The organism is Blautia hominis (assembly GCA_002270465.1).
GTDB lineage: Bacteria > Bacillota > Clostridia > Lachnospirales > Lachnospiraceae > Blautia > Blautia hominis.
On sequence record NQOF01000007.1, the window covers coordinates 306,673 to 333,145 of the forward strand.

Annotated in this window: 21 protein-coding genes; 1 reads left to right on the forward strand and 20 read right to left on the reverse strand. The window is 47.6% G+C overall.

Features of this window, described 5'->3' with window-relative positions; all coding sequences use genetic code 11:
- Nucleotides 1-54 precede the first annotated feature (54 nt).
- The 19 genes from CI595_RS21305 to CI595_RS21395 all read right to left on the reverse strand — a co-directional run bounded on the left by CI595_RS21305 (nt 55) and on the right by CI595_RS21395 (nt 24,003).
- Complete coding sequence (locus CI595_RS21305) at nt 55-1,422, reverse strand: extracellular solute-binding protein (RefSeq protein WP_095175621.1); 1,368 nt, start codon at nt 1,420-1,422, stop codon at nt 55-57.
- A 247-nt stretch (nt 1,423-1,669) separates the two neighbouring features.
- Nucleotides 1,670-3,049, reverse strand: coding sequence for an extracellular solute-binding protein (locus tag CI595_RS21310; protein WP_095175622.1), 1,380 nt, complete (start codon nt 3,047-3,049; stop codon nt 1,670-1,672).
- 318 nt (nt 3,050-3,367) lie between these two features.
- Entirely contained in the window at nt 3,368-4,615 is a 1,248-nt protein-coding gene (locus CI595_RS21315; RefSeq protein WP_095175623.1) for an ABC transporter permease, read from the reverse strand.
- On the reverse strand, nt 4,616-5,506 hold the full coding sequence (locus tag CI595_RS21320) for an ABC transporter ATP-binding protein (RefSeq protein ID WP_095175624.1): 891 nt from the start codon (nt 5,504-5,506) through the stop codon (nt 4,616-4,618). It abuts the gene before it with no gap.
- An 11-nt stretch (nt 5,507-5,517) separates the two neighbouring features.
- On the reverse strand, nt 5,518-6,300 hold the full coding sequence (locus tag CI595_RS21325; RefSeq protein WP_095175625.1) for a hypothetical protein: 783 nt from the start codon (nt 6,298-6,300) through the stop codon (nt 5,518-5,520).
- Nucleotides 6,287-6,820: an RNA polymerase sigma factor gene (locus CI595_RS21330; protein ID WP_095175626.1), complete on the reverse strand. Its 534-nt coding sequence runs from the start codon at nt 6,818-6,820 to the stop codon at nt 6,287-6,289. The genes CI595_RS21325 and CI595_RS21330 overlap by 14 nt, the downstream gene beginning before the upstream one ends.
- A 152-nt stretch (nt 6,821-6,972) precedes the next feature.
- The gene (locus tag CI595_RS21335; protein WP_095175627.1) at nt 6,973-7,779 is read right to left on the reverse strand and encodes a cohesin domain-containing protein; all 807 of its coding nucleotides are present in this window, start codon (nt 7,777-7,779) and stop codon (nt 6,973-6,975) included.
- A gap of 39 nt (nt 7,780-7,818) precedes the next feature.
- On the reverse strand, nt 7,819-14,349 hold the full coding sequence (locus tag CI595_RS21340) for a discoidin domain-containing protein (protein ID WP_095175628.1): 6,531 nt from the start codon (nt 14,347-14,349) through the stop codon (nt 7,819-7,821).
- Nucleotides 14,350-14,851: 502 nt separating this feature from the next.
- Nucleotides 14,852-15,616, reverse strand: coding sequence for a hypothetical protein (locus tag CI595_RS21345; RefSeq protein ID WP_095175629.1), 765 nt, complete (start codon nt 15,614-15,616; stop codon nt 14,852-14,854).
- A 21-nt stretch (nt 15,617-15,637) separates the two neighbouring features.
- Complete coding sequence (locus tag CI595_RS21350; RefSeq protein ID WP_095175630.1) at nt 15,638-15,886, reverse strand: barstar family protein; 249 nt, start codon at nt 15,884-15,886, stop codon at nt 15,638-15,640.
- Complete coding sequence (locus CI595_RS21355) at nt 15,883-16,380, reverse strand: ribonuclease domain-containing protein (RefSeq protein WP_095175631.1); 498 nt, start codon at nt 16,378-16,380, stop codon at nt 15,883-15,885. The genes CI595_RS21350 and CI595_RS21355 overlap by 4 nt, the downstream gene beginning before the upstream one ends.
- Nucleotides 16,381-16,394: 14 nt before the next feature.
- Complete coding sequence (locus tag CI595_RS21360) at nt 16,395-17,222, reverse strand: HAD family hydrolase (protein ID WP_095175632.1); 828 nt, start codon at nt 17,220-17,222, stop codon at nt 16,395-16,397.
- Nucleotides 17,223-17,240: 18 nt separating this feature from the next.
- The gene (locus CI595_RS21365) at nt 17,241-17,573 is read right to left on the reverse strand and encodes a nucleotide pyrophosphohydrolase (protein ID WP_095175633.1); all 333 of its coding nucleotides are present in this window, start codon (nt 17,571-17,573) and stop codon (nt 17,241-17,243) included.
- A gap of 37 nt (nt 17,574-17,610) precedes the next feature.
- Complete coding sequence (locus CI595_RS21370; RefSeq protein ID WP_162291939.1) at nt 17,611-19,530, reverse strand: sensor domain-containing diguanylate cyclase; 1,920 nt, start codon at nt 19,528-19,530, stop codon at nt 17,611-17,613.
- Nucleotides 19,531-19,692: 162 nt separating this feature from the next.
- Nucleotides 19,693-20,520 (reverse strand): alpha/beta fold hydrolase, encoded by an 828-nt coding sequence (locus CI595_RS21375; RefSeq protein ID WP_095175635.1) that lies wholly within the window; start codon nt 20,518-20,520, stop codon nt 19,693-19,695.
- Between the two features lie 21 nt (nt 20,521-20,541).
- A complete protein-coding gene (locus CI595_RS21380) occupies nt 20,542-21,825 on the reverse strand; it encodes an MFS transporter (RefSeq protein ID WP_095175636.1) in 1,284 nt (427 codons plus the stop codon).
- Between the two features lie 4 nt (nt 21,826-21,829).
- Complete coding sequence (locus tag CI595_RS21385; protein ID WP_095175637.1) at nt 21,830-22,546, reverse strand: ABC transporter permease; 717 nt, start codon at nt 22,544-22,546, stop codon at nt 21,830-21,832.
- Nucleotides 22,543-23,259 carry an ABC transporter ATP-binding protein gene (locus CI595_RS21390; protein WP_095175638.1) on the reverse strand — a complete coding sequence of 239 codons (717 nt, stop codon included), beginning with the start codon at nt 23,257-23,259 and terminating at the stop codon, nt 22,543-22,545. The genes CI595_RS21385 and CI595_RS21390 overlap by 4 nt, the downstream gene beginning before the upstream one ends.
- Before the next feature lie 90 nt (nt 23,260-23,349).
- Nucleotides 23,350-24,003 carry a TetR/AcrR family transcriptional regulator gene (locus CI595_RS21395; RefSeq protein WP_095175639.1) on the reverse strand — a complete coding sequence of 218 codons (654 nt, stop codon included), beginning with the start codon at nt 24,001-24,003 and terminating at the stop codon, nt 23,350-23,352.
- A gap of 471 nt (nt 24,004-24,474) precedes the next feature.
- Between CI595_RS21395 and CI595_RS21400 the strand changes: the two genes are divergently transcribed.
- The gene (locus CI595_RS21400) at nt 24,475-25,827 is read left to right on the forward strand and encodes an MATE family efflux transporter (RefSeq protein ID WP_095175640.1); all 1,353 of its coding nucleotides are present in this window, start codon (nt 24,475-24,477) and stop codon (nt 25,825-25,827) included.
- 128 nt (nt 25,828-25,955) lie between these two features.
- Here CI595_RS21400 and CI595_RS21405 read toward each other — a convergent pair whose 3' ends face one another.
- Nucleotides 25,956-26,459: a GNAT family N-acetyltransferase gene (locus CI595_RS21405; protein WP_095175641.1), complete on the reverse strand. Its 504-nt coding sequence runs from the start codon at nt 26,457-26,459 to the stop codon at nt 25,956-25,958.
- Nucleotides 26,460-26,473 lie beyond the last annotated feature (14 nt).

Genomic DNA, 26,473 nt, shown 5'->3' on the forward strand with positions numbered 1-26,473 from the left:
AGGAAAAAAAGCGCCCTGTCCGCAGAGGACAGAGCGCATTTTTAACGGTAGGTTTTACTCGGCTTTTGTGCTTAAATAGTCATCCATTGCAGTCTGCATAGAGTCCTGAGCCTCCTGAGGAGTCATGGTCAGACCAAACACTTCCTGTAATCCGTCAAGATGAGCCGTTGCAACTGCCGGCGGCAGATACTGGTCATACCAGAGCTGGATCTCCGGAGCATTGTTTGCTGTCTCAACGATCTTTTTAGCAACCGGGTCCGTGATCTTATCTTCAATTCCTTTTACCGGCGGAATCTTGCCTTTTTCAATTTCAAAGTCAATCACTTCATCGGACAGATGTGCTTCTGCACATTCAAAAGCTGCTGCCAGCTTGTCGCCTTCACAGTTGAATGTGATGAACTGGTCACCTACAGTACCGATCTGGATGTTTGCATCTGCATCGGAACCCTCGATGGCCGGGAATGGGAACCAGTCAATTTTCTGGTAGAACTCTTCGCTGTCGGAGGAGAAAGTACCTGTATACCAGGAACCGCACAGCAGCATGCCTGCTGTCTCCTGATACATCAGCTGTTTTGCCTGTCCGTCATCTTCACTCAGAGAGTTTACACCTTCCGGGAAATACCCTGCATTGACCCATTCCTGGATCTTTTCTCCAGCTTTGATGAAGCAGTCATCCGTAAATTTGCCCTCGCCTGCAACTGCTTTCTGGAATGGTTCCAGTCCGCCGTAGCGTGCCGCAAGGCTCATAAAATACATGGAACCAGTCCATTTGGAACCGTTAGCCAGAGCAAACGGAGTGATGCCGTTGTCTTTCAGTGTCTTACAGATGTTCTCTAAGTCACCGAGGGTTTTCGGCTCTGAAAGTCCGTATTTCTCAAATATTTCTTTGTTGTAGAATATACCTGCAAGAGATACGTTCTGGTAAGGAACTGCGTACACATGGTCATTGTATGTAGCCTGCGCAACGGCTGCGTCCATGAGTTTATCCTTAATATCAGATGCGTTGAACAGGTCATCAATAGGCTGTCCAAAACCGGAATCTATATATTCATACATAGGACCACCGGACCAGTTAGAATACATATCCGGGCACTCACCTGAGCTCATGGCAACTACCAGTTTTTCTTTGTAGGTATCATTCTGGGTGGGTACTACTGTAACGGTATAACCTGATTCTGTCTCGGAATTGAATTTGTCTACTGCTTTTGCAATAACATCCTTATCCGGGCTTTCTGTTCCGATATTCCAATAGACGATCTCTTTGCTGTCATCACCGGAATCTTTTGTTTCTGCTGCCTTCTCGCCTGTAGAATCACTTTCACCTGCACTGCTGTTCCCGCCGTCGCTGCCACATGCACAGAGTGATGCTGCCATGAGAGCTGTCATAGAAAGAGTAACCAGTTTTGCCATTCTTTTTTTCATACTTTTCCTCCTTAAAATGAAATACGTGATTTTGCTTTATGAATTATATCATAGTCTTCTTTTTTCCTAATAACCATAAAATAAAGTGTCCACATTATATAATATTCTTACCTGAACTGCAGATTATTTATATAGTTTTTCCCACTGGGAACAAAAGAATCCCTCTGAAAAGGGAAAAGCCGACAATGAAAATCTCCCACTGCCGGCTTTCTGCCCAAATCCAATATTCTTCTTTATACTGAGATGATCATTCCTCGCTATGGCTGCTGTTATACTCGTCCATTGCCTTCTGCAGCTCTTTATTGGCCTCCTCAGGTGTCATGGTAAGTCCGAACAATTCCTGGCACGTGTCTTTATGTGCCTCTGACACTACCGGCGGCAGATACTGGTCATACCAAAGCTGTACGGAAGACGCATTTGTGGCAGCTTCCAGGATCTGCTGGCTGACCGGATCTGTGATCATTTCTTTTACTTTTTTCAAAGGAGGGATCTTTCCGTTCTCTACCATGAAATCCAATTCCTCCTCATCATAATAGTAACTTGCCATCTCAAAAGCCGCATCCAGTTTCTCGCCTGTGCAGTTGAAGGTAAGGAATGCGTCACCGATGGTACCGATGATGATAGAAGCATCTGCGGAGGAACCGTCAACTGCCGGGAACGGGAACCATCCTAATTTATTATAGAACTCTTCGCTGTCCTGTTTAATGGTGCCTGTATACCAGGAACCGATACAGGTCATAGCTGCCTTATCCTGATATAACAGCTGTTTGCCCTGTCCATCATCCTCACTGAGAGAGTTTACACCTTCCGGGAAGTATCCTTTTTTGACCCATTCCTGAATCTTTTCTCCGGCATAGACAAAGCTCTCATCCTCAAAAGTCCCCTCTCCGGAAACCGCTTTCTGGAATGGCTCCAGACCGCCGTAGCGGGTAGCCAGATTCATAAAGTACATAGAGCCTGTCCATTTGGAGGCATTGGCAAGGGCAAAGGGAGTGATGCCGTTCTCCGTCAAGGTATCACATACCTTTTCCAGTTCACTTACCGTTGTAGGGACTTCCAGGTTATACTGCTCAAACATTTCCTTGTTGTAGTATATACCGGAGATCGCTATGTTCAATACCGGGAGTCCGTATACCTTTCCGTCATAAGTTCCCTGTTCCAGGGCTGCATCCATAAGCACATCATTTAAATTATATTTCTCTATATACGCATCAAGAGGCTGGCCGAATCCTGCTTCCACGTACTCGATCATAGGGCCGCCGGACCAGGTCTGATAAATGTCAGGGCACTCACCTGAACTTACTGCTACCACCAGCTTTTCTTTATAGGTATCGTTTTGAGTGGGAACGTAAGTCACCTGATACCCTGTCTCCTTTCCCTTTCCGTCATTGTACTTGTCAATGGCATAATTCCAAATGCTCTTGTCCGGGTCTTCTGTGCCGTTAGCCCACATTATAATTTCTTTGTCCCCGTCTTCGCTGTCGGACGACGCAGTACCCTCTTCCTTTTTCGTCTCATCCCCAGCGCTGCTTTTGTCATCCCCTCCGTTGGAACCGCACGCACCGAGAGCTGCTGCCATAAGTACGGACATGGAAATTGCCGCCAGTTTCATCATCCTTCTCTTCATATTCTTACCTCCTAGCATTATTTAATATGAACTGATATTATGGTCTTATCATAGCATTCATTGTGCGTATTTCCCATTCAATAAAGTGCTCTTCTTCTATAATATTCTTACATCTTGTGTAACTGTTCCGTACCCTCACAGATACAGGCAAAAATCCATGCAGAATCGCCTTTGGCGATGGAATTTTTGTTTGGCTGCGGAATGCCTTCTTACGGTCAGCGCAGTGAATACGCAGACCTGCTGAATCGTTACCATCTTGTGCGATCATCCTATAAACAGACAGTGGAGGGATCCATATTTTGGAACCCTCCACTGCTATTATTTTGCTATATACCGATTATGGAAACAAACGGTCAGGACAAAGAACAGCGGTATTTCTACCGCCAGCACTGCCAGTATCACATGAGGTATCCAAAAAGAGGATGACCCCAGATAAATAAAATTAAAATCAAACAGTTCATATAAAAAACAGCTTCCCAGTCCAAGTCCTCCTGTGGGCAAAATACATCGAATCCAGCCGGCCAGATTTCCGCTGCTCATCTGCCCGATGACAATGGGCAGCAGACAGATGACCATAGCGGCAATCGCCGCTGCAGAGACACTTCTGCATCTGGAGGAAATCATCAGAGTACACAAAACTGCCGCTGTAATGGTAAGAAGTCCAACGCCCGCTCCGATCAAAAGCATCTGTCCCAGATCCAGATCAGACAGGTTGACTGCTGAGTATAGCATCTGTATGGAACTTTTCAAACATTCCGCCCCAAATATACCTTTGGTGAGTGACAAAAAGATCGTAACGCCTGCAGTCACCGTGAGCGTGGATATGAGGAGCATAACGATCACCCTGGCAACTGCCAGCCGGATCCTCCCGTATTTGGCACACCGCTGGATATCATCTGCCTTTGTCTGGTGATCCGATGAAAAAATCGGCGCAGCCAGCAGCACACAGATAAATTCCAGGAGAAGAAGGTAGAGGATCAGATAGTCCGTGGCATCCTTATTAAAGCCCGGATAATATTCATAGGGCTGTTCCACTTCCGCATAGAGCACTTTTGCCTTCCTCCGGGCATCCGGATGCTCCTTCTGTTCCATGTCCATCAGACTGTCCAGGCGTTCTGAACACTGCTCATAAAAACGTTGCGCGTTCTCTGGGTCTATCTCCATAATATCCGGCGCAATCCCTGTTTTACTGTCAGCATTCACTTCCCGCACCACATGAATGATGGCTTCAATAGGCAGGATTTTTTCATTATATACATTGAGCGGAAAGTCCCCGCCTGCTGTAGGACCATATTGTTCCACGCAGGCCTGATAGGTTTCCAATGCTGCCTTTATCTTGTCCGGTGTTACAGATCCGGCGGAAACCGCCTGTTTTTCCTTAATTATTGCTATGGCCTTTCTTCCGGTTATCGTTACTTGTTCACCGTTTTTGTCCATGTAGGAATACTGCATAAAACTCATTGGAAAATAGGCCATGATAAAAGATAATGATAACGCTGCTGCCAGAAGGAACCAAACAGCCCGGGTCTTCATAACCCTTTTACATTCTGCTTTCAACAGACGCATTTACTCCGCCTCCTTTTCAAATCTGTCTTCCGGAAACAGCCAGAGGTACAGATCCTCCAGCCTGGGCACTTCTTTTCTGGAATCTGCGATCCCCGGATCTTCAGACAAATATCGAACGGAGACCTTTCCGTTCTCCTCATTTTTCAGATTTACGATCTGCAGCTTCCGCTCGTACACTGCAAGCTGCTCCAGGGGTATGGAACCGGTCCAGACCTTACCCTCCACCATGGTCACCAGCTCCTCTGTGGTACCGGAAGCCAGTATTCTGCCGTCTTTCATCACCGCGTTGCATGTAGCAATATATTCCACATCCGAGACAATATGGGTAGATATAAGGACAATCCTGTCATGGGAGGCAAATTCCGAGAGCAGATTGCGGAATCGGACACGTTCCCCCGGGTCGAGGCCGCTTGTGGGTTCATCCAGTATCAGGACTTCCGGCTCATTGAGCAGGGCCTGGGCAATCCCCACCCTGCGCTTCATTCCGCCTGAAAGCTTTATGATCTTTTTCTTTCTCACTTCCACAAGTGACATGTTCTCCAGAAGTTCTCCTATCCTTCTTTTGCTTTCCTTTTTGTCCAGTCCCTTCAGCACTGCCATATACTCAAGATAATCCTGAACCGTAAATTCAGGATAAAATCCAAACTCCTGAGGCAGGTAGCCGAAGATATCCCTGTATTTCTCCCCCAACACCTGAATGGAAATGCCGTCATAGAGAACCTTGCCCCCGGTGGGTTTCAGGATTCCGGCCACCATCCGCATAAGTGTTGTCTTTCCTGCCCCGTTAGCCCCCAGAAGTCCCCAGACTCCGGGTGTCAGCTTAAGGCTGACTTGACTGACGGCTTCCTTGTCTTTATATTTTTTCGATATCTGATCAATTGTCAGCTCCATCTTATTCCTCCTTATATCCATGTCTCCACTGCAGTCTCTCTTCTTTCCACTTTGTTAAGCTGGATCACGTCCCACAGCACTGCCCCTGCACAGACAAACGCCCACCCGGCCCGGAAAGACTGCTCATAAAAACCGTAATAAAAATAATACATCAGCAAAAGGATCACCACAGCTCCCATCCCTGTGGCAAGGCAGGTTATGAGCACGTATTTGATCTGCACATGCGCGGCAATAGTTATATAAATACTCCCCAATATGAGAAACGGCACCAGCAGGTATAACACCGCAACCCCCGGATTTCCTCCCATGCCTCCCACCGCAAGGAAAAACAGCAGTGTCAGCATCAGAAAATTTCCCGCTCCGATCATTACCAGCCGGGCGATCAGCAGGCGGTTTGAAGAGAACCGGGAAACCTGTTCTGTCTCTGCCATCTGATAGCGCCTGGACCTGGCCAGTATGGGCAGAGTGGGAAAGAGCAGAAGAACACTTCCAAAACACAGCAGCACCGGAAGATGCCTGCCCCACAAATACTCGATATCACCGGCGCAAACCGTATAGATCAAGAAATACACGACAACCAGAGACGCTGCCTGCATGCTCCATATTTTCCAGCCTAAAAATCTGGCCTGGCTGATCATAAACTGCCAGAAAGAAATCCTCCTTTTCCCGGAAGCGGTGCGGTATGCCTGTCTGGCCGCCAGCATCACAGCCTCTCTTCCCCTCTCTTCCGTATCCGGTTCTGTTTTTTCATGCAGACATTGTAAAAGCTTTTTTTCTATCTCAGATCTCCTCATACGGAATCCCTCCTTTCCCCAATTCTTTTTTCATCCGCTTCAGTGCGGCCCGCAGTCTGGACTGTACGGTCCTTTGCGGCAGATTCAAAATCTGTCCAATCTCCTTTTGTGTCAGTTCATGGGCAAACCGCAGGTATATGATCTCTCTCTGCTCTTCCGGCAGTTCTTTGATGAGCAGCATAAAGTCCATCTCTGTCTCAGCTCTCTTAAATCCTTGTTCCAGGCATTCAAACGTATCCGGTAGCTGTTCCTCCTGATGTTTTTTTCTCCACATATCCACACATGTATTGGCTGCCACCTGGTATAAAAAAGCACGGAATTTCCCCTTGTGTATATATCTGTCCAGATACCGCACGGTCTTTAAAAAAGTCTCTTGTACGGCATCCTCCGCGGTCTGCCTATCCGCTGTGTGGCAGATACAGTACCGCAGAATATCGCTATAGTACAGGGATATCAGCTCATCCAGGGCGCTCATATCTCCATGTTCCAGTTCTTTGATCAATTTGTCTTCACGCGTCAAGATTTTCCTCCTACAGGGCGTCCCCTATATAATAAAACGTATCCAAACATGGAAAATGATTTAATCATTTCATTTTATCAAAAAAAGTCATAAAAAAATACCGGTCTGCATAGTATCCTGCAGACCGGCACTCTTTTATAACTGTTTTCTGATCATGATTCTTTTTTCTTTTTTGCTGCTGCTACGGCGGCTATCACTACTGCTGCCGCTCCAACACCCAGAACAGGGAATAAAATGTTGGTATCATCCCCGGTCTTTGCTGATTTGGAGGTTGTTGTGCCGTTTCCGGATTTTTTGGCTGGGGTAGTGGTTGGTGTGGTTCCCTTATTGCCGTTTCCGTCGTTCTTGTCACTGCCCTGGCTGCCGTCATCCCCGCCCGGATTTTTGTTATCATCTTCGCCCGGTTTGTTGTCATCTCCGCCTGGCTTATTGTCATCTCCGCCCGGATTGGGATCCTCACCCTTTGCTTCCACAGTAATGGAAGCCGTATGCGTTTTATTGTTCTCAATATTGCCGTTTTCTCCGGCCAGTTCTTCAACATCTACCTGAATGTCTGCTGTATCGCCGGCTTTAACACCGTCTGCCAGCTGGAATGTCAGGTCAAGCAGACTGCCGTCCTCTGCAAGAGAGGTGGAAGAAGCAAATGCTGCTACGATCTCACCTTCATCTTTATTCCCTGTCAGGCAGTCATTGACTTCACACAAGGCCCCGGACAGCGCACCTCCGGCGCTGTCCGCAGTGAGGACAAGTTTGGAAGCATCGTAATGGATACGGATTTTTCCGTTGGTCACTTCCTGGGCGTTTGTGATCTCACAAGCCACCTGAACCTGGCTGCCCTCCTGAGCCTTACCTGTGTTTAATGCGATTTCTGTTCCACCTGCGGCCCAGACAGGCATTGCCTGTACAAACAGAAGTGCACTCATACATAACATTGCTATTTTCCTGGTTCTCTTTTTCATATAGGTTACCTGCCTGTTCTCCTGGATTTTCCTTTAAAATCAGAATGTAGTGATTTTCTCTGCTGACAACTGCAGAATTTTGGTTGCATCTGTTGTATTGGTTTCATTATCTACATTCACGTCACCAATCAGGATCTGCTCTTCCGTCAGCTCTTTGAGTCCTACGCTGTACTGCAGGAGCAGTGCACTGTCTGCTGCATTTACAACACCGTTCAGATCCACGTCACCGAGAAGTCTTACTTCTTCACATTCTTTGATCAGTGCTTTTAATACAGCGTTGATCTCATCCTGAACTGCTTCCGGATCATCATAGACTGTCTTAGCATTATCAACTGCTTCCTGCAGTCCCTCAATACTTCCTGCCAGATATCTGCCTGCGTTATCAAGTATATTCTGAGCTTTTGCCAGCGCTGCTTCCAGCTCTGCTTTATTGCCCTTGAAGATAAGACCTGCAATGGCTTCTTCCAGTGCGTGACGGGCATCTCTTGCTTCCTGTCCTGTCAGTTCCGTATTGGCTGCTGTCTCTTTTGCCGCATTCAGTTCAGCCTGAAGTCTTTCCACGGATGCTGCTGTGTACTTGTCAGTATCCTTGAGGATCGCCTCTGCCTGCGCAATGATTGCATGGAGACGTGCAAAGTCTTTATCTAACATCTGGGATACTGCAGTGAGCAGATTTGTTGTTGCCTCATTGACTGCCTGCTGTCCTGCCTCTACCTCGTCTTCGCCGTAAACGGTGTCAAATACAGTCTTAGCTGCCTCTAATGCATCTTTAACTGCCTGAACACTGCCTTCTGTATAACGCTCTTCTGTTACAGGATCTGCAAGGATAGCTTCTGCTCCCTGGATCGCAGCTTCCAGACCGAATTTCTGTACGCCCGGTTTCAGTGCTGTGATCGCATTCAGCAGTTTTGAGGATGCATCATCAATCTGACCCTGTGTTGTTTCTGGGTTTGTCAGAAGACCATTTGCCTCATTCAGAGCCTCTTCCACTGCTGCCCAGCTCTCCGGTGAGAAGGACTGGCTGCCGTTTGCAAGATTCTCTGCCATGGTGATAGCTAATTCCAGACCCTTGGTGTCTACCGTTAAGCTGACCTGGACGGTGAAGGATGCAGTCATAGCTGTTTCACCCTCTGTATAAGTCACTGTTATTTCTTTTGGTCCAATCACACTGGAATCAAATCCTGTGATGGTATACTCCTCTGCTGTCAGTTCTCTTGTAGTTCCGTCGTTGTATACAGCCTCCACTACGATTCCTTCTGCACTGAACTCTTCGCCTAACAGATACTCTGTCTTGGCATTTTCTGTGTTGATCGTGATGCTTTCCAATGCGATCTTAACCAGTACATCTTTCGCATTACCAAGAGCTACGATCGCGTCGGTAATCTCTTTCTGAGATGTAGCGTTTTCCAAAACCGCCTCTGCCGATGCAATTGCATCCAGGAATTTCTGGTAGCTTTCCGGTGTATAACCGTCTTCTCCAATTCCCTTCATCTCCTGGATCATGGCTTCCAGACCGGATGTCTCAAGTTTCTTGAAGGTTACTTCCAGCGTGTGGTTTTCAATTACATATTCAAATGTAACTTTATTATTTTCCACTGCTGCCGGTTTGCCGTCAACAAGCACTTCATCAATCATATAACCTTTATTCGGTTTGATCACAAATGTTTTGTTTGTTTCACGGTCTACCGATACATCACCTGTCTGGCTGACGGTTCCGTTTTCACCTGCTGTGACACTGATGGTGTGTGATGGAACTTCATCGCCGTAGTATACTTCTTTTACAGTCATGTTGTGTAAATTTCTTCTGCTCTGCAGTGTATACTGTCCGGGTTCTGTGCTGTAAGGAACATTGGATGCACTTCCTAATTCAGTTCCGTCATACCACAGAGTCAGGTCGTATAAGCCTGCTGCTCTGCTGGCACTCGGTACAAATTTGAATATGATCTCATGCTCTTCATTTGGGGTAAGCGCATGACCATAGGTAAAGTTACCCCAGCCTCCGTCTGCCGTTTTATCATAGAACCAGTTTCCGCCGCCTGCATCATATCCGAACATGATTCCGTTTCCAACCGTAAACAATGTCTGGTCTGCAACACTGTCTGTAGTAAAGCGGATACGGAATATACCCTGGTTGATAGCAGCGGCATTCATATCCTTGGCAACTCCGTTGCCGCCGATAGCTAATAACATACCTTCATCCGTAAGCTGTCCGGAGGCATTTGCATATTCAAAGTTTGCCTCGTCTGCTGCAGCAAAGTCCTGATAGTAAGTATCATATTCTGCAACATTGACCGCTTCGGTAAATGCCTTCATAGCTGCTTCCAGCTTCACATATGCAGCTTCATACTCAGAAGCTTCCTTTCCTTCCGGAACTGCTTTAGCTTCCTCAATAGCAGCTTTGAATGTATCGACTGCTTCCTGGGTATATTCACCCGGTTTCGGTCCCACTACTGCTGCATTCATCTGTGCTTCCGCATCCTGGATCAAAGCGCCTAAATCTTCATATGTAAAGTTGTTCGGTACATATGTGAGCACTTTTTCCAGTGCTGTCACATGGCCTTCCGCATTGCTGAAGGATACATTGACAGTTACCGGTTTCCTTGTTGCTCCCTCTTCTGCCGTAAAGGTTACATTCATCAGTTCCGCAGCCTTCTTGAATGCATCCTGTTTCTTGATTCCATAAGAGAAACGAACCGTCTTGGTTCCGTCCTCATTATCTGTTACCGTTGGTTCTACTGTCTTCAGAAGTGCCTCTTCATTTACTGCGGCACTATCTGTATTTAAGGTAATCTGAGCCGGATCATAAGTATATTCCACAACTGCATTTCTGTACTTGTTGAAAATATTCTCCAGACCTACATTTACCTGATAGTTATGGTTTCCTTTGTCCTCTGTACTTACTGTTGCTGCCGGGCTTCCCGTGATCTCCTCACCGTATACACCCAGCTCTGTCATGGACATTCCCCATTGATTGGCATTATTAATGGAGACAACCGCTACATACTGAGCTTCTGCCGGATCAAATTTCACCAGATTCAGTCCCGGATAAGCGCTGTTTACTGTCTTGACCGTATTCCATGTCTCTCCGTCTGCAGAGACCTGAACCTCATAATCTGTGGCATAAGCGCCTGGTGTCCAGTCAACCGCAACAGTATCTACCATATATTTCTTTTCCAGATCAACGCTGATCCACTGGTTGTTGCCCTGTCCGCTGCTGTAACGTGTGGACTGGCTGCCGTCAACTGCGTATTTTGCTGCCATGGAGTCTGCTTCCTGGCCGCTTGCGTCTGCCGCTTTGTTCAGTGCCAGGTTCTCGCCAGTGATCTCCTGATAAGGCTCAACGATAACTGCATTGACAATGGCTTTTCCTTCGGCTGCTTTCAGTCCGATATCGATCAGACCGTCCTGTGCCTCCGCTGCAACCGTGATATCGTATGCTTTATTCTGTTCCGGAATGGTAAATCCTTCTTCCACTACAGAACCGTTGACACTCACATCAAATGTTCCAGGTGTAAAATCATCTGCACTTGTATCATTAAAGTACAGTTTTACCCTGTAGATTCCAGGTGCCACTTTGAATTTGTATCCGAAGTCTTCACCTGCACGTCCGCTCTTCAGTGCGGTTCCAAGACCTGCATCGGGTACAGGTTTATTACCGGCAAGCTTGCTGTTGATCTCCTCTGTTGAGGTGGAACCATTTGCGTACCAGCCGCTTCCTGTTGCTTCAAATTCTGCATCCTCAAACAGTCCGTCATGGTTGCCCATATTGGATGTATCGGAGTTACCTGCATCCAGTCTCATATTCACTTCTGACATAACAGCCATATCTGCTGCGATACCATTCAGGATCGGATCCGTCATGGTTCCGGCTTCTTCACTGTATGCACTCTGGAGTTTCACAGTGATGACACCGCCTGCAGGATACACAGAACCGATTTCAATCACATCTGTGTCACCGGACAAGGTGTATCTCTCTTTCACTACCTCACCGTTTACCAGAACGTCAAAAGTACGCCCGGTTGTATCTTCCATCTCAGAAACATAGAGTTTCAGATTGTGGGAAGAATCTGATGCGTAAACCTTGTATTCAATTGTATCTGCAGTAACGCCTGTAGCATATACGCCGCTGCCGCTGCCGGTCAGTTTGGTATACTCCTCAACATAACCGGATAATTTTTTATTTGCATCATAAGCCCGGTCAGCGCTGAATCCGTCAATGGCATCTCCGCCTACATTATAGGATTTGGAATGCTCCTGAAGGACAAACTGCCAGCCTGTACCTGCTGTGCCCAGAGAAAGTGTCCCGTCATCATTGCAGACAAGGAAGTTATCCCCGGATTTCAACTGATGAAGGCCGTTCTTTTTGTCAACGGCGGTCCAAACAGTGGAATCTTTTTCGGACAGAACTGCGCTGTCACCATCCGTATTTAAGTATAAGTACGCATTGCTCTCTGTATCCCAGATCTTAACCTTATATCCGTCGCCCGCGTTCTCCATGACAAACTGGCTGCCTGAAGCGTTGACTTCCAGGCCATTTTCTCCGCTTGCAAGATATTCTCCGCATTCCGGATCATATACTTTATATCCCGCATTGCTCTCAAGTGCAAAGTCTGCACCCTGAACGCCTGTCATTTCCATAATACCGATATCAGGTGCGCCGTCATAGAGGGCATTTCCAAAGAAGTCGGTCTTTGCATTTCTGTCTGAAGTGTAATCCCAGAGTCCTTTATTTTCCGGGCTGGTTGCCGGAACTACATTGACATACACACCATTGCCGATAGCAGGTGAACCTTCCTTCAGCGCGTAGGCTTTCAGGGATTCCCAATCGGATGTGGCTGTCATACCATCCTCACTGATCGCAGCACTCTGGCCGCCGCCCGCATTTTCAAAGAGCGGGTCTGCCTGGATCGCATTAGGGATTTCACCGGGATCATGAATGCCGCTGGCTTCATATACCAGGTTTCCTGCCTGCTGCAGATAAGAGTTGTTCCAGCTTTCCGCCGTTGTCTCCGCACTGCCCCATCTACTGGTCACTTCTTCATTGTAGTTATAGTAAATGTTGTTGTACATATGCCAGTTGTAAGCACTTCCCATAGCGGAACCGCCGCCGTTGCTGTGGTTAAATACCCAGTTGGCGCCATCGTAATAGAATACATTATTGTAAATATAACTTTCCGAATTGGTATTTCCTGCACCGTGACGCCATGCAAGACCGTCATTCTGGCTCACATTATAGCGGATAACGTCTGTATTGTTATTACCCATCATAAGCATAAAGCCCATAGGTGTATCATGGCTGTAATTGTACTCAAAAATGCTGCCTGCACACCAGTAATCACTGTCGTAAGAACAGCCGTCCTGGTTGTAGGCCGGTCCGTCAAAGCTCTCATTATAGCGGAATAAGGTGTCAAAAGAGTTCCATGCCCAGATACCTGCATTGGCTCCTTTTGCACGCATAGCCTGTCCGTTTACCACGTTGTGCTCAACTACTGCGCCCTGTGATTCACAGACCAGGATACCGTCACCGCCGATATCACTCAGATAGTTTCCGACAATGTGGAGACCTCTCTGTGCCTGGTCTTTATAGCGGATATTATCATGACGTACACCGTCATTGGCCGAGTTGTTATCCGCATCATTATTGGGGTCATATCCGGCTTTATCCGGGTCATTGTTCCTGAACTGATCCAGGTCGGAAAGACGGATAGCCTTGATTCCTGTACGGTCACACTGGTCAATTCTGTTGTTTTGGATCGTTACGCCGTTGAAATAAGGGAAAACTCCCGCTTTTGAGCTGAAGATAACCTCAATACCGATACCGCCGTCAACTTTGTTTACACCGCGGTTTTCATTTCCGTCTACATCATGTACATAACAGCCATCAATAACCACGGTGTTGTACTCTCTGTCACCTTCTAATGTTTTGTTAACAGTTTCCCGCTCATCAATGGTAACGTGAATACCCAGACGTCTGGGAATTACATCGTCGCTTCCGGAATTCAGGTTGTTTGAATCTCCTGCATCGCTTGTCTCATTGAAAGCGTCATCATTTGTGACTTCCAGTCCCGTTACATATGTATACTCCATATTCTGAATCAGGACTGCCTCTTTGTAACCTGCATATTCAGGTGTTCCGTCCGCATTGGTGCCGCCGGTCCTTCTGAATCCTCCTGCATTGATAACAGGCATGCTTCCCTCGCCATATGTATTGATCACAATTGGCTTATCCTTGGTTCCCGTTCCTTTCGGTGCAAGCTGCTGGTTGTCAAAAATGCTGCCCTTTTTCAGGCTGATGCCGTCTCCGGGCTGCAGTTCGATGGTATTTACCTTAGCCAGAGTCTTAAATGGATTTGCCTCCGACCCGTCACCGCTTTCATCATTGCCGCCTTCACTGTCCACGTGGTAAACGGTTCCTGTGATCTCAGGAATTGTCTCTGTGACTGCCTCAGGTATGCTTCCCTGGTCCTCTACGGCCGCTTGTATATAGACCGGGAAATTAACTGAAGTGCAGACAAGAGCCGTAGCCAGTGTAGCACCAAACGCCCTGTTCCATCGCTTCCATGATTTCATACATTGCTCTCCTTCCAAAAGAATATTTACGCAATGAGCTTCAACACGCTGCGCTGATCAGCTTCCGTCATTTTGACAGGTGTCGCATTGCCGTGTCTTCTATTATAGTCCACATATGAACATAAATTTTTACGATTTCTACTTGTTTTTCGTCATTTTCGACCATTTATAATTCAAAAAGATACAATAATGCAAAAAAATTGTATGATTAAGCAAATCTAACAGCGGTCACCCGGCTTTTCTTGTTGATTCTGCAATAAAAAAAGACATCCTGCATACCTTTTTTATTGGGTATGTGAATGTCTTTTTTCCTATTATACATATTCTATTTTGTTACTATTCACGGCTGCTATCCTGCGAGGTGTTTTTACGCACTTGCGCATAAAATCCCGAGGCAGCCAGCGCGATTTTGGGCAGAACGCTCTATCTCTGTGCATCGCGAAGCGTGTTACTGTTTACAGAACTGCGTTTTTTGCAGGGCTGTGAAGAGTAGCTCTATCTTTTATTTCCCTTCCAAAGCATCCTTGACAGCCTGTACCAATGCCTTCTCACTGGGTATTTCCACTTTGGCGGCCTTAGCCATCTCTTGTAAATGCTCCTCATACTTATGATCCAGAACAAGGTTTTTGGCATATGTCTCCACTGTATCATACTCCTCATTGTTGAAATAGTCCGGGTCTGCATCGTAAGCTGCCCTTGCCTCCTCATCCGATGCTGTGAGCACTTCTTTCTTTATCAGTTCTCTTTTATTCTGCAGGGAGAGATTTTCATTGAAATAATCATAGAACTGGTCTGCTGTGTACTGGGTCATTCCAAACACAGTCTCATTCTTTCCCTTTTTCTCCTCTCTGTCCTTATTTTCTTTTTCCATAGCCTCCATCAGGGAAGGATAGTCAATTGCATCAGTAAGGCCGTTGTCCATAGCCTCCTTCTGCATGGTTTTCACTTCTTTTAACTCATCTACCACTGCGTCAGCCAAGTGTTCATACCCTGTCTTTCCTTCCGCCTCTGTTTCCCAGGTGAAATCCGATATATCAATTCCTGCCTTAGCCGCTATCTTTTCCCTCTGATGCAATTTGATCTTGCTGACAACACAAGCTGCTTCTTCCTTGTAAACCGGCTGCCCGTCAACGGAAAACACCGCTTTCTCTGTCCGGCTCTTCATAAAAAATATGACTGCTGCCGCCGCTGCCACGGCTATGACCGCCAGAAGAAGCCATATCCGTTTCTTTGATGAATTTCCGTTGTCTTTCTGCATTTTACCCATTTTCTATCTCCTGTGTTTTTATTAGCCAATCACTTGAAGACCTTCATTCTCCCCGGAGGCATCCAGCAGGACCCGCCATATCCGCAGAAAATAATCCTGCGCCTGCTCCCGGTTCTCCACCTCTATCTCCATCTCTTCCTTTTCTGTAAGACAGTCATACAATGCATCCAGATTACTCCCGCAGTAATCCGGAAGTCCTAATTTTTCCTTCAGATATCTGTGCGCCTTCTCCTTCTCGTCCATGCATAATGCGTCCAAGACTACCTTCATAAATTCTCCTCCCCGTATAAAAGCTCAAAGGTCTCGTAGTGGTCCTCTGTATAGTACACGAGGCCGTCATCTGAATAGACGATCCTTTTTGCTCCCCGGTAACTTCCGTCGCTGTCAATATCACATTCGTAATACTGCCGCCCCTCTTTTTCCGGCAGGTTTCCCTCATAGTTGCCGAACCGGTCTCCCCCGATACTCTTACCCGGTGCTGCCTCAGCCAGATTTCCTTTGCTGCTGACCCATCCGGCCTTCTTTGCTTCCTTTTTCGTGATAAAGTTATCCGGAAGATGTCCAAATTGGTGAATGTAGGCAGCCACATCCTCTTTTGAGGTATAGCTTCCCGATTCTTCAAGGGAAGCGGCTGCCTGCCGGGTGTCTTTGTCCGCCCCGCCTGTCATACTGTCTGTGGTGCTGCTGCATCCCGTCAGAAAGCAGAGCAGCAGCACCAGAACGCTGCAGATATATTTTAACTTATGTTTCCAATTCCGAATCATGCCTTGTGCCTCTCTTATAGTTTAAGTATATTTCTGATGCCATATGCAACGCCGCAGGCTTCATTGGACAGGGTAATGTGATCCGCGGCCTCTTTACATTTCGGGGATGCGTTCTCCACTGCAATCCCGATTCCCGCGAATGCCAGCAGCTCGGCATCGTTGTCCCCATCCCCGAAAGCCGCAAGCTCTTCCTGCCGCAGTCCAAGGTGCTCCAGCAAAAAGGCAGCTCCCGTATGCTTTCCTGCATCTTTATAGGAAATCTCCAGAAGCTGCGGGACGGATGACGTGATATACACATCCTCTGCCTCCGCGTCCAGCATCTGCCACAGCCGGGACTTCAGTTCCGGATCACTTATGATCACGTCCATGCCATCCAGAACAGACCCATGGGCACAGATAAAATCCCCAATATCCTCCACCGGTTTTCTGGTTCCCCGGATATAGGGGACTGCCCTGATATCGGCACCAAACTGTATGGGATCCTCCACATACGCCCTGGGTGCATATGCCTCCCCATCCACAAAGGCCTCAAAGCTCACAGGAAAATCCTTCGTCAGGTCCAGGATCTGATACACGGAGTCCTCTGTCATCTTATACTGTTTCAGACACTTTCCTGTGGAAAGATCATATACAGCCGCCCCGTTTGATGTGATGGCATACCGGATCCCCTTCATTTTTCTGATGGCTTCCGGCAAAGTGGAGAGGGCTCTTCCGCTGGCTGCCACCACCTGCACGCCCTTTTCCATGATTTCCTCCAGCACCAGTCTGTTTTCCTCCGGCAGATATCCATCCCCGTCCAGTGTTGTCCTGTCAAGGTCAAGAGCAATACATCTAATCTCCATAAAAACTCCCTCCCGCCGTTATTTTTCGGGCTTCGGATACTTCACCGCATTTTTTATCATCTTATCGCGGATGATCTCATCAATATCAAAAGAATACATCTCGGCAAAGCGCAGTGAAAAAATCAGCGTATCTGCCAGCTCCTCCCCAATGCGTTCTCTTTTTTTCTCATCTTTCATCATTTCCTTCATCTGGTCATTGGATTTAAACCGGAACAGATCCAGCAGTTCATTGGCCTCTGTGGAGATGCCGATGGACAAATCCTTAGGATTATGGGATTTATTCCAGTGCCTCTCTTCGCAAAAATCAAATACCCTCATTTTTAAGTCTTTCACGGTTGTATTGTTATCCATATCATCTGTCTCCTTATGTTTTTCCTTATGGTATACCTCAGTTCAAGGAATACTGCTTCATGATTCCCTTTCCGCTGTTTTTCGCATCGTAAAGCGCATAATCAGCCGCCTTCAGAAGTGTCTGGAATTCATTCAGACCGCCGCCGTACCAGGCCAGTCCGGAAGATATCTCCAGTGCCTTCCTGCTCTTATCCGGAAACAGCACGGGGTTTTGCTGGAGCCGGCTGTAGAATTCTTCCATATCATTGGCAATCTCCTGCCTCGTCTTATAATGATGGAGAAACAGGCAGAATTCATCTCCGGAACGTCTGGCCGCAATTCCCCTGCCGCCATTGAACTCTGACAAAAATCCGGCACAGGCACGCAGATATTCGTCCCCCCAGTCATGGCCGAAACGGTCATTGATCCCCTTAAAGCTGTCAAGGTCCAGCATGATCATGGCGCATTCGCCGGTGTCCCTCTCCTCCAGAATATGCTCCACTTCTTTTCTGAAAGTGTCCAGATTGCAGAGGCCGGTAAGAGAATCATAATCCCGCTCGTGTTCCAGCCTTTTCTTTTCCTGCATCTCCCCTGTCACATCCGATATAATGCCAAAGGTACCGCCATTCTCTGTGGTTGTGAATATACGCACCCATTTCTCGGGATTTTCTCTTATTTTGAACTCATTCTCTCTCTTATCACAGGCAGCTTTCAGGGTATCCCCAAGCATTTTCTGGAAAATGTTCCTGTCACGGCAGGCCTGGCTCATTTCTTCCTCTGTCCAGTCCAGCACAAGCCGGATGCGTTCGGTTGCCATAACTTTCTCACTGTCCTGATTGAACTCAAACACACCGATAGGCAGATCCAAAGTATCAATGACTTTGGAAATTTTAACGGTTGCATCCAGGATTCCCTGGACCATCTTATTGATGCCCTGGCTCAACTGTCTGAATTCGGGATTGCTGTCCACCTTCACCACAGTATCCAGGTTGCCGTCTGTGATCCCCTTCAAGTCATCCATTATGGTGTGGACCCCGTCCACGATCTGATGTTTCAGCAGACGGTTTATGACCAGGATCGCCACCAGATACACAAGGACCAGGTAGAAAAAAGTAAGGATGGTCTGTATATTCCGCTCCTCATAAAGCTCCGCCTCACTCTCCCCTGCTCCCAGTATCAGGCCGTCTTTTTCCCTGATGACGCAGAACATTTTTTCTCCGCCCTGCCGGATAAATCCGCCGTCGCTGCATCCGGCCATAACCTCCGGGGTAAGCCCCAGATCCTCCATGCTGCTGCCTGCCATATCCTGGTCCGAGTGGGCCAGCACCTCCCCGCTCTCTTTATCTATGGCAAAAAGAACACTCCCCGCATCCACCGGGACCCGGGAAAATATATAATCAAGCTGATTTCTTTTCTGGGCATCCAGCATCCTGGTGGGTGCCATACCTACCTGCACGATACCTTTCTGATCCTGGCGTGCCACACCGATATACTGGAATACTTTCTGTTCATAACCATTGGGCCGTATTTCCTGTACCAGATAGGAGTCCGGGTCATCCAGGATACTGAGAAATTCTTTTGTCTGGTCCGTAGTATGAAAATCCATGCCAAAATACAGCGGAATACTGCCTGCAAAGAGAATCCCGTTTTCGTCGATCACATGCAGTTCATCCACATTAAGCAGCTCTGCTATCCGTTCCAGTTCCTGCTGGCTGTCCAGTACACTGGGATTCTGTTCTATAATATAGGCGAAGGCATAGGCTCTTGTCAAATAGTCTTCACTGAGGCTCTCCTTTAAGTTCCGCAGTTCCACCTCATTATTATCAATGGTCTGCGATATCTGTCCCAGCTTCAGCGCAGCGTTCTGTACCATCTGTTTTCTGGCATTTCGCCCCTGCAGCCCCCAATTCAGCGCTAAAATAGCCAGGAGCGCTACGGCCACAACGTAGCTGATATACCTGGTAAAAATTTTCTGCACAAAATTTCCCCTTTCCCACCATTTACGCCGCTGATGGCCAGCGGCCTCACGCTTTTTAGATATTATAGCATAGAAACGCACAAACCGCATGCCATTTCTGACATGCGGTAAATACTCTGCATCTGTTTTATTACTGTTCACAATCCAATTATTCGGAATTTTTCAACGGGCCTGCGGGTTTGTTCTGACTGCCTTGAGAAATATCTTATTAAAGAGGGCCAGTTCATCATACATGATTCCATGCCCGCTATTCTCCAAGGTCACAAGCTGGGAACAGGGAATTCCCTCCTTCTGGATGCGGGCCAGATCATTGGACACTACCACATCTTTCCCTCCGTGGATGATCCATGTGGGAACATGGACACAGGCCAGGTCACTGCGCCCATCCTCATCCCGGAGTGAGATCGCGGTTCTGACTGTAGCAATGCCGGAAGCTGAGAGCGATATATCCTGGAACCACTGTTTTACCGGTTCCCGGTGCGGTGTGGCAAAAAGCTGCTCATGGCTGAAGTTATAAGCTAACTGCGGTCTGTCCGTCTCAGCCAGGGAGATCAGGCCATCCACATATTTTCTGGTAAGTCCGTATGGATAGCCTTTCCGCTGTGTCCAGGATGGGGCAGCGGCGGCAAGAAGAATCAGCTTCTCCACTCCGTAGCCGCAAAACAGCCGCATATAACGCAGCACAATGGCTCCTCCCATGGAAAAACCTGTGAGAATGAATTTTTTCAATCCCATGGATTTCACCACATGATAAATATCTGCTGCCATCTGGTCGTATCCATAACCGCAGGCCGGCGCGTCGGATCTACCAAACCCTCTCAGGTCAATCGCCACCACATGGTAACCGCACTTTGTCAGCAATTCGATCTGGTACTCATAAATCTTATGTGAGAGAGGCCACCCGTGGACCAGAAACACGGTCTTGGAGCACTCCTTGTTGAACTCATAGACAGCGATCCTGGTGCCGTCGTTAGATCTTACATAGAACATAAAGGAAATCTACTTTTTTCTTTATTTATATGCACCGGACACGGCCTCTGTTCCGCTGTCCAATATCCCCTCCGAAATCCATATCTTTCTCAGATACAGACCCACGAAAATACTGGCAATGCCTGCTGTCATAAAGATCGCCCATTCCAGGCCTCTGGCCTGCTCAAACACAACACCGTACACAGCCTGCCCCAGAGGCTGGGAACAGGTGGCAATGGCCATAACCCAGGAGATCACTTTTCCGATCAAATGTCCCGGCGTTTTCATCTGCACAAAAGACATGGTCTGTACCGTAAATAGAGTTGCACACAGCATGATCAAAAATGCTCCCGCGGCCAGTACCAGATATTTTCCCATATCGGGAGCCGATGAATACAGAACTCCGCCCATGGGGAACATGAGCAGGGCCACAGCCACGATCAGCTTCCAGGTATCTCCGATCTTGATCTTACCTCCGAGAATACCTGCGGAAATTCCCCCTGCAATTCCGCCGAAGGCCATGATCCCTGACAGATATCCGTACATCTGGTTCGGGTCAGCCTTTTGGAACTCAAGTACCTGGGTACAGAGGACCGGAAGCCCGATGATCAGCAGGGAGGATATGAATAAATTTACAAATGCTATAATAACCGTAACTTTGCCGATCACCTTCTGGCTCTTTGCAATAAAATGTACGCTCTCCTTTAAGTCTCCAAAAATGATACGGAAAGCGCCCATATCCGTCTCTCTTTTGGTAAATGGGATTCTGATAAAGATCTCCATCACAGCCGAGAGGAAGAAACACACCATACTGATGGCAAGCACCACATGGATCCCCTTCATACTGTAAAAAATGCCGCCCAGCACAGGTCCTAAAAGTCCGGCCAGGGAAGATACTGTATTGATAACGGCATTGGCCTGCACCAGTTTCTCCTCAGGCACCAAAAACGGCATACTGGCCTGCACAGACGGCTGATAAAGACCGGAAATGCTATAAAGCAGTATCAGTGCCACAAGGATCAGCGCCACAAGATTCACCTGCCCTGACAGCAGAAGAAACAGAAGGATGATTCCGGCAGTGGAAAAATCCAACACCACCATGATGTTTCTTTTATTCACCCGGTCCGCGATCACACCTCCAAGGGGTGACATGATAAGCAGCGGCAAAAATGCCAGCGCTGACACCATCCCATACAGGGTAGGTGACTGGGAAATATTAAGCAGATGCAGAGGAAGGGCAAACCTGACCACCGCATTCCCGAACAGAGAGATGATCTGCCCGATAACTACCAGCATAAAATCTCTTGAAAAACCGTTTTTCTTCATATATTTATACCTCCATATTCTCTATTTTATTTGTAAGCCCCACATAACATCCCAGACCTGCAGCCAGGGTAACCGTCATGATCCCAATCATGATCCACAGCCCGCTGTCCGCTCCCAGCATGAAAAGGTTTGTCACCGGGCATATGAGGATAACGGAAGTTACCACAGAAGCCACCAGTGACTTTTTCCAAAAACCAATACGCATGGAAATCTGTCCAATAGAGGCTGCCATCACGCCCAGTACCACACCTGCTGCCAGCACCCTTCCCATCTCGGTTATGCCAAAGGTTTCCGGCATGAAATGAAACAGGTTGGCTGCCATACCCACCACAAGAAAGCACAGTGTCTCACAGAGGAACGTAGCTGTAAATATAAACCCCCACAGCAGGGTACATTTTGCCTTCAGGACCGATTTTCTTTTTACCGGGTAAGAGAAGAGCAGAAGCGCATTTTTTCCTGTATATTCCGTCACCACCAGCCTGGCTGCCATAGCGCCGCCCAGGACCGCAAAGCAGGACATGATCAGTCCGGAAACGGGCAGCAGTACCCCTTTCCAGGTGGCAAACAGCAGCGCATCGTCTCTTGTCACACTTCCCTCCTCCAGTTTGGGAAGCAGCGGAAATGCAAAGGTCATGATAAGACATAACACAGCAATACCCGCTGCTGCCAGCAGATAGCCCTTAAAGTCCGTTCTTCTTAATTCCAGCTTTATCAGCTTCATATCTGTTTCCTCCTCATAATGTCAATGACGTAATCTTCAAAATTTTCTCCGTATTGCTTTCTCATCAAAGACGGGGAGAATTCCTCCACAATCTTTCCCTGGGCCAGGATTCCCACTCTGTGGGCAAGCTGCTCCATTTCACTCAGGATATGACTGGAGACCAGGATCGCTGTACCTTTTTTTGCCAAAGCCAGCAGAATATCTCTCACTTCCTGTATTCCAACAGGGTCAAGACCATTGATCGGTTCGTCCAGCAGCAGACATTCCGGACTATGGAGCATTGCCCTGGCAATCCCCAGCCGCTGCTTCATGCCCATGGAAAATCTGGAGAGCGGCTTTTTTCCTGTCCGCCCCAGCCCTACCTGCTCCAGGGCGCCGTTAATATCACTTTCCTGACCCATGTATGCCATATGGATCTCCAGGTTCTCCCTGGCTGACAAGTGATCGTAAAATATAGGTGTCTCGATCAGAGTGCCTATCCTGCTCTGGATCTTCTCTCTGTACTCCCAGCTGTCCCTGCCTTCTATCCGCACTTCACCCTCGTCCGGCTGCTGAAAACCGCCGGTTATTTTCATCAGTGTGGTCTTTCCGGCTCCGTTGATTCCCAACAGGCCGTAAATTTCACCCTTCTGCAGATTCAAAGAGCAGCGCTCCAGCACACGCTGTCCCTGAAAACTCTTAGACACTTCCCTTATTTCTATTACTGCATCCATCGTTTCTCTCCTTTTAATACCGACCGTAGGTATGTATAATGATAAAAAAATAGGCTGCCGGTTCAGACAATGCTGCCGGGCAGCCTTATATTATTTATGTTCATTATAAATTTCTGTCAGTTCCTGCAGTCTGTTGATAGTTTTCTCGTCCACAATGTCAAGACCAAGGGCCTCCAAAACCTCCTTAAAACAGAGGCATTTCCTGAGCGTCTCCTCAGGGGTGGAATCCATAGTCATTGGATTGATCCATACATTCCCAAGCAGAAGCAATACTTCCCCTAACTCTGCCGGATATTTTGTATGGATGCTGCCGTCCTTTATCCCCTCTTCCATGATCGGGGTTAGATATTGGGGAGCCGTGATATCAAGGGTTTCCCGCATTACCATGGACAATAGCTGCGGATTATCTCCAAGTCGGGGGGCGGAACGAAACATATCTTTCTGCTCCGGACGGTTGAGGGATTCAAAAAACAATTTTTTCAGCTTTTCTTTTCCTGTAAGCGTCTTATCGTCTCTTATCCGGCGCAGCAAAATTTCCGACCCTTCCGTCATGCGGTCTGTCACAGCAGAGAGGATTTCCTCTTTTGACTTAAAATGGTGATAAATAGCGCCTTTACTGAGTCCCCCCAGATGATCAACGATATCTTGGATAGAAGTCCGCTCATACCCCTTTTCCACAAAAAGTCTGCCTGCCGTTTCCAGGATCAGATTCACTGTCTCCTCCGGATATTTATTCCGTGCCATATTGTACCTCCATATTTCTTTGGATTATATTTAAGTTAACATACCAACGGTATGTTTGTCAATAGCTTTTATTGTTGCTTTTTTCCACATGAGGAGTAAAATAGTAACCGTTCAGACAGGTCTGTGCATTTACTGCGCTGACCGTATGAAAAAGTAGTGCCAGCTTTATCCAGCCCATCGCGAAGCGATTTTTAATGGCTGAATGCGTAACGGTTCAACTTGTCTGAACTGTTTCGTAAAATAGTGAAAGAGCGTTACTGTTCAGCCTTTCGGCTTCATAGCAACAAAAACATGCACAGTTCTGCCCTTCAGGGTACAGACTGCAAAAACAGCAGTCCGGCGCGTGGCTGCCTCGGGATTGCCCTGCAATTGCAAGGCAACACATGGCCGGACAGTGAAAGACTGGACAGTTACGAAAGAACCGTCCCTTCGGCCTGATCTTCTTACAAATGAAAATGGAGTGATACTATCATGGATACAACAGAATCTAAAACCCTGATGACCTCAGGTCCCATATGGAAAAAAATCATAATGTTTGCACTCCCGCTGTTTCTGGGAAATCTTTTTCAGCAGCTCTATAACACTGCGGATTCCCTGATCGTAGGGAATTTCCTGGACAGCAATGCCCTGGCCGCTGTCAGTTCCTCAGGGAACCTGATTTTTCTTATGGTTGGCTTTTTCAACGGCATTGCCATGGGTGCAGGCGTGGTGATCGCCAGATATTACGGCGCCGGAAATAGAGACAGCCTTCAAAAGGCAATACACACTACCATAGCCCTTGGACTTGCCGCAAGTGCTGTTCTTACCCTGGCGGGTGTCATTCTCGCGCCCCAGATACTTGTCTGGATGGGAACACCAAAGGATGTGCTGCCCCAGTCTATTACCTATTTCCGTATTTACTTTGCAGGCTCCCTGGGGTTTGTTATGTATAATGTGTTTGTGGGTATTCTGCAGTCCGTAGGTGACAGCAGGCACCCGTTAGTTTACCTGATCATTTCCTCTGTGGTTAATGTTGTACTGGATCTGTTTTTTATTATTGTACTGCACCTGGGGGTAGGCTCCGCCGCTCTGGCCACCATTATCTCCCAGTTTCTCAGCGCGGTGCTCTGCCTTGGGAAGCTTAAGCGCTGTCCACTTGAATATCGGGTTTACATAAATAAAATAAGGTTTGACAAAGCCATGCTGGGCCGGATCATACATAACGGGCTTCCCGCAGGTTTCCAAAATTCAATCATAGCCTTTGCCAATGTGATCGTACAGACTAATATCAATGCCTTCGGAAAAATGGCGGTGGCCGGATGCGGTGCTTACTCTAAGATCGAGGGGTTCGTCTTCCTGCCAATCAACTGCTTTACCCTTGCCCTGACCACCTTTGTCAGCCAGAATCTGGGGGCCAGGGAATACGACAGGGCAAAAAAAGGTGCTAAATTCGGGCTTGTATGTTCTATGCTGATCGCGGAGATCATCGGCGTGCTCATCTATACTTTTGCGCCGGTTCTCATTGCTGCCTTTAATAACGAAGCACATGTGATCCGGTTTGGAACCGCCCAGGCCAGGACTGTCACACTGTTTTATTTTCTTCTGGCACTCTCCCACTGTATCGCCGCCATTCTGCGTGGTTCCGGAAAGGCCTCTGTCCCCATGCTGGTCATGCTGGTGTTCTGGTGCATTGTGCGGGTCTCCTATATATCTGTCATCGTGAGATTCATACCGGTTATCCAGGTTATCTTCTGGGCTTATCCGCTGACGTGGTTTTTAAGCTCTGTGGTGTTTGTATTATATTATAAAAAGGCGGACTGGGTGCATGGGTTTGAGCGTGTATGATGCTTTCCCGCGAATCACCCGGATAACTGCAGGGACACAACTGCAGGGACACTTTAAAATTCAGCCGCATATCGTTCCAGCAGGGACACTTTAAAAAATTAGCCGCATATCGTTCCAGCAGGGACACTTTAAAAAATCAGCCGCATATCGTTCCAGACTGCATTTCCGTGGCAGGAATCCGCTCTGCCGTGGCAGACAAATCCAAATTTTTCATAGTAATGGATCATGTGATCCTTGCAGGTCAAAATGACTCCTTTTTTCCCCTCTTGTTTTGCGGACTGTATCAATGCATTCATGAGTTTTTCAGCAATGCCTTGTCTTCTGTACCGGGGCAGAACGTTGAGGCCGAATACCGTCTGATAGCTGCCATTTGGATTATGTAAACCAATATTGTGATACATCTCGTCAGGCAGATATGGTTCATCTGTCACGCCTCCGTTGACAAATCCCACTGCTTTTCCCTCTGTTTCCGCAACAAAAAACTTATCAGGAAATGCAGCCAGACGCTCTTTTATGGCTTCCACGCTGGCTGCTTCCGCTGCCGGGAAACAGGCCGCTTCAATGGAAGCCAGGGTCTCACCTTCCCCCGGCTGGGCATTTCTTATGGATATATTTGATTTAGATTCCTGCATTTTATATTTTCCCT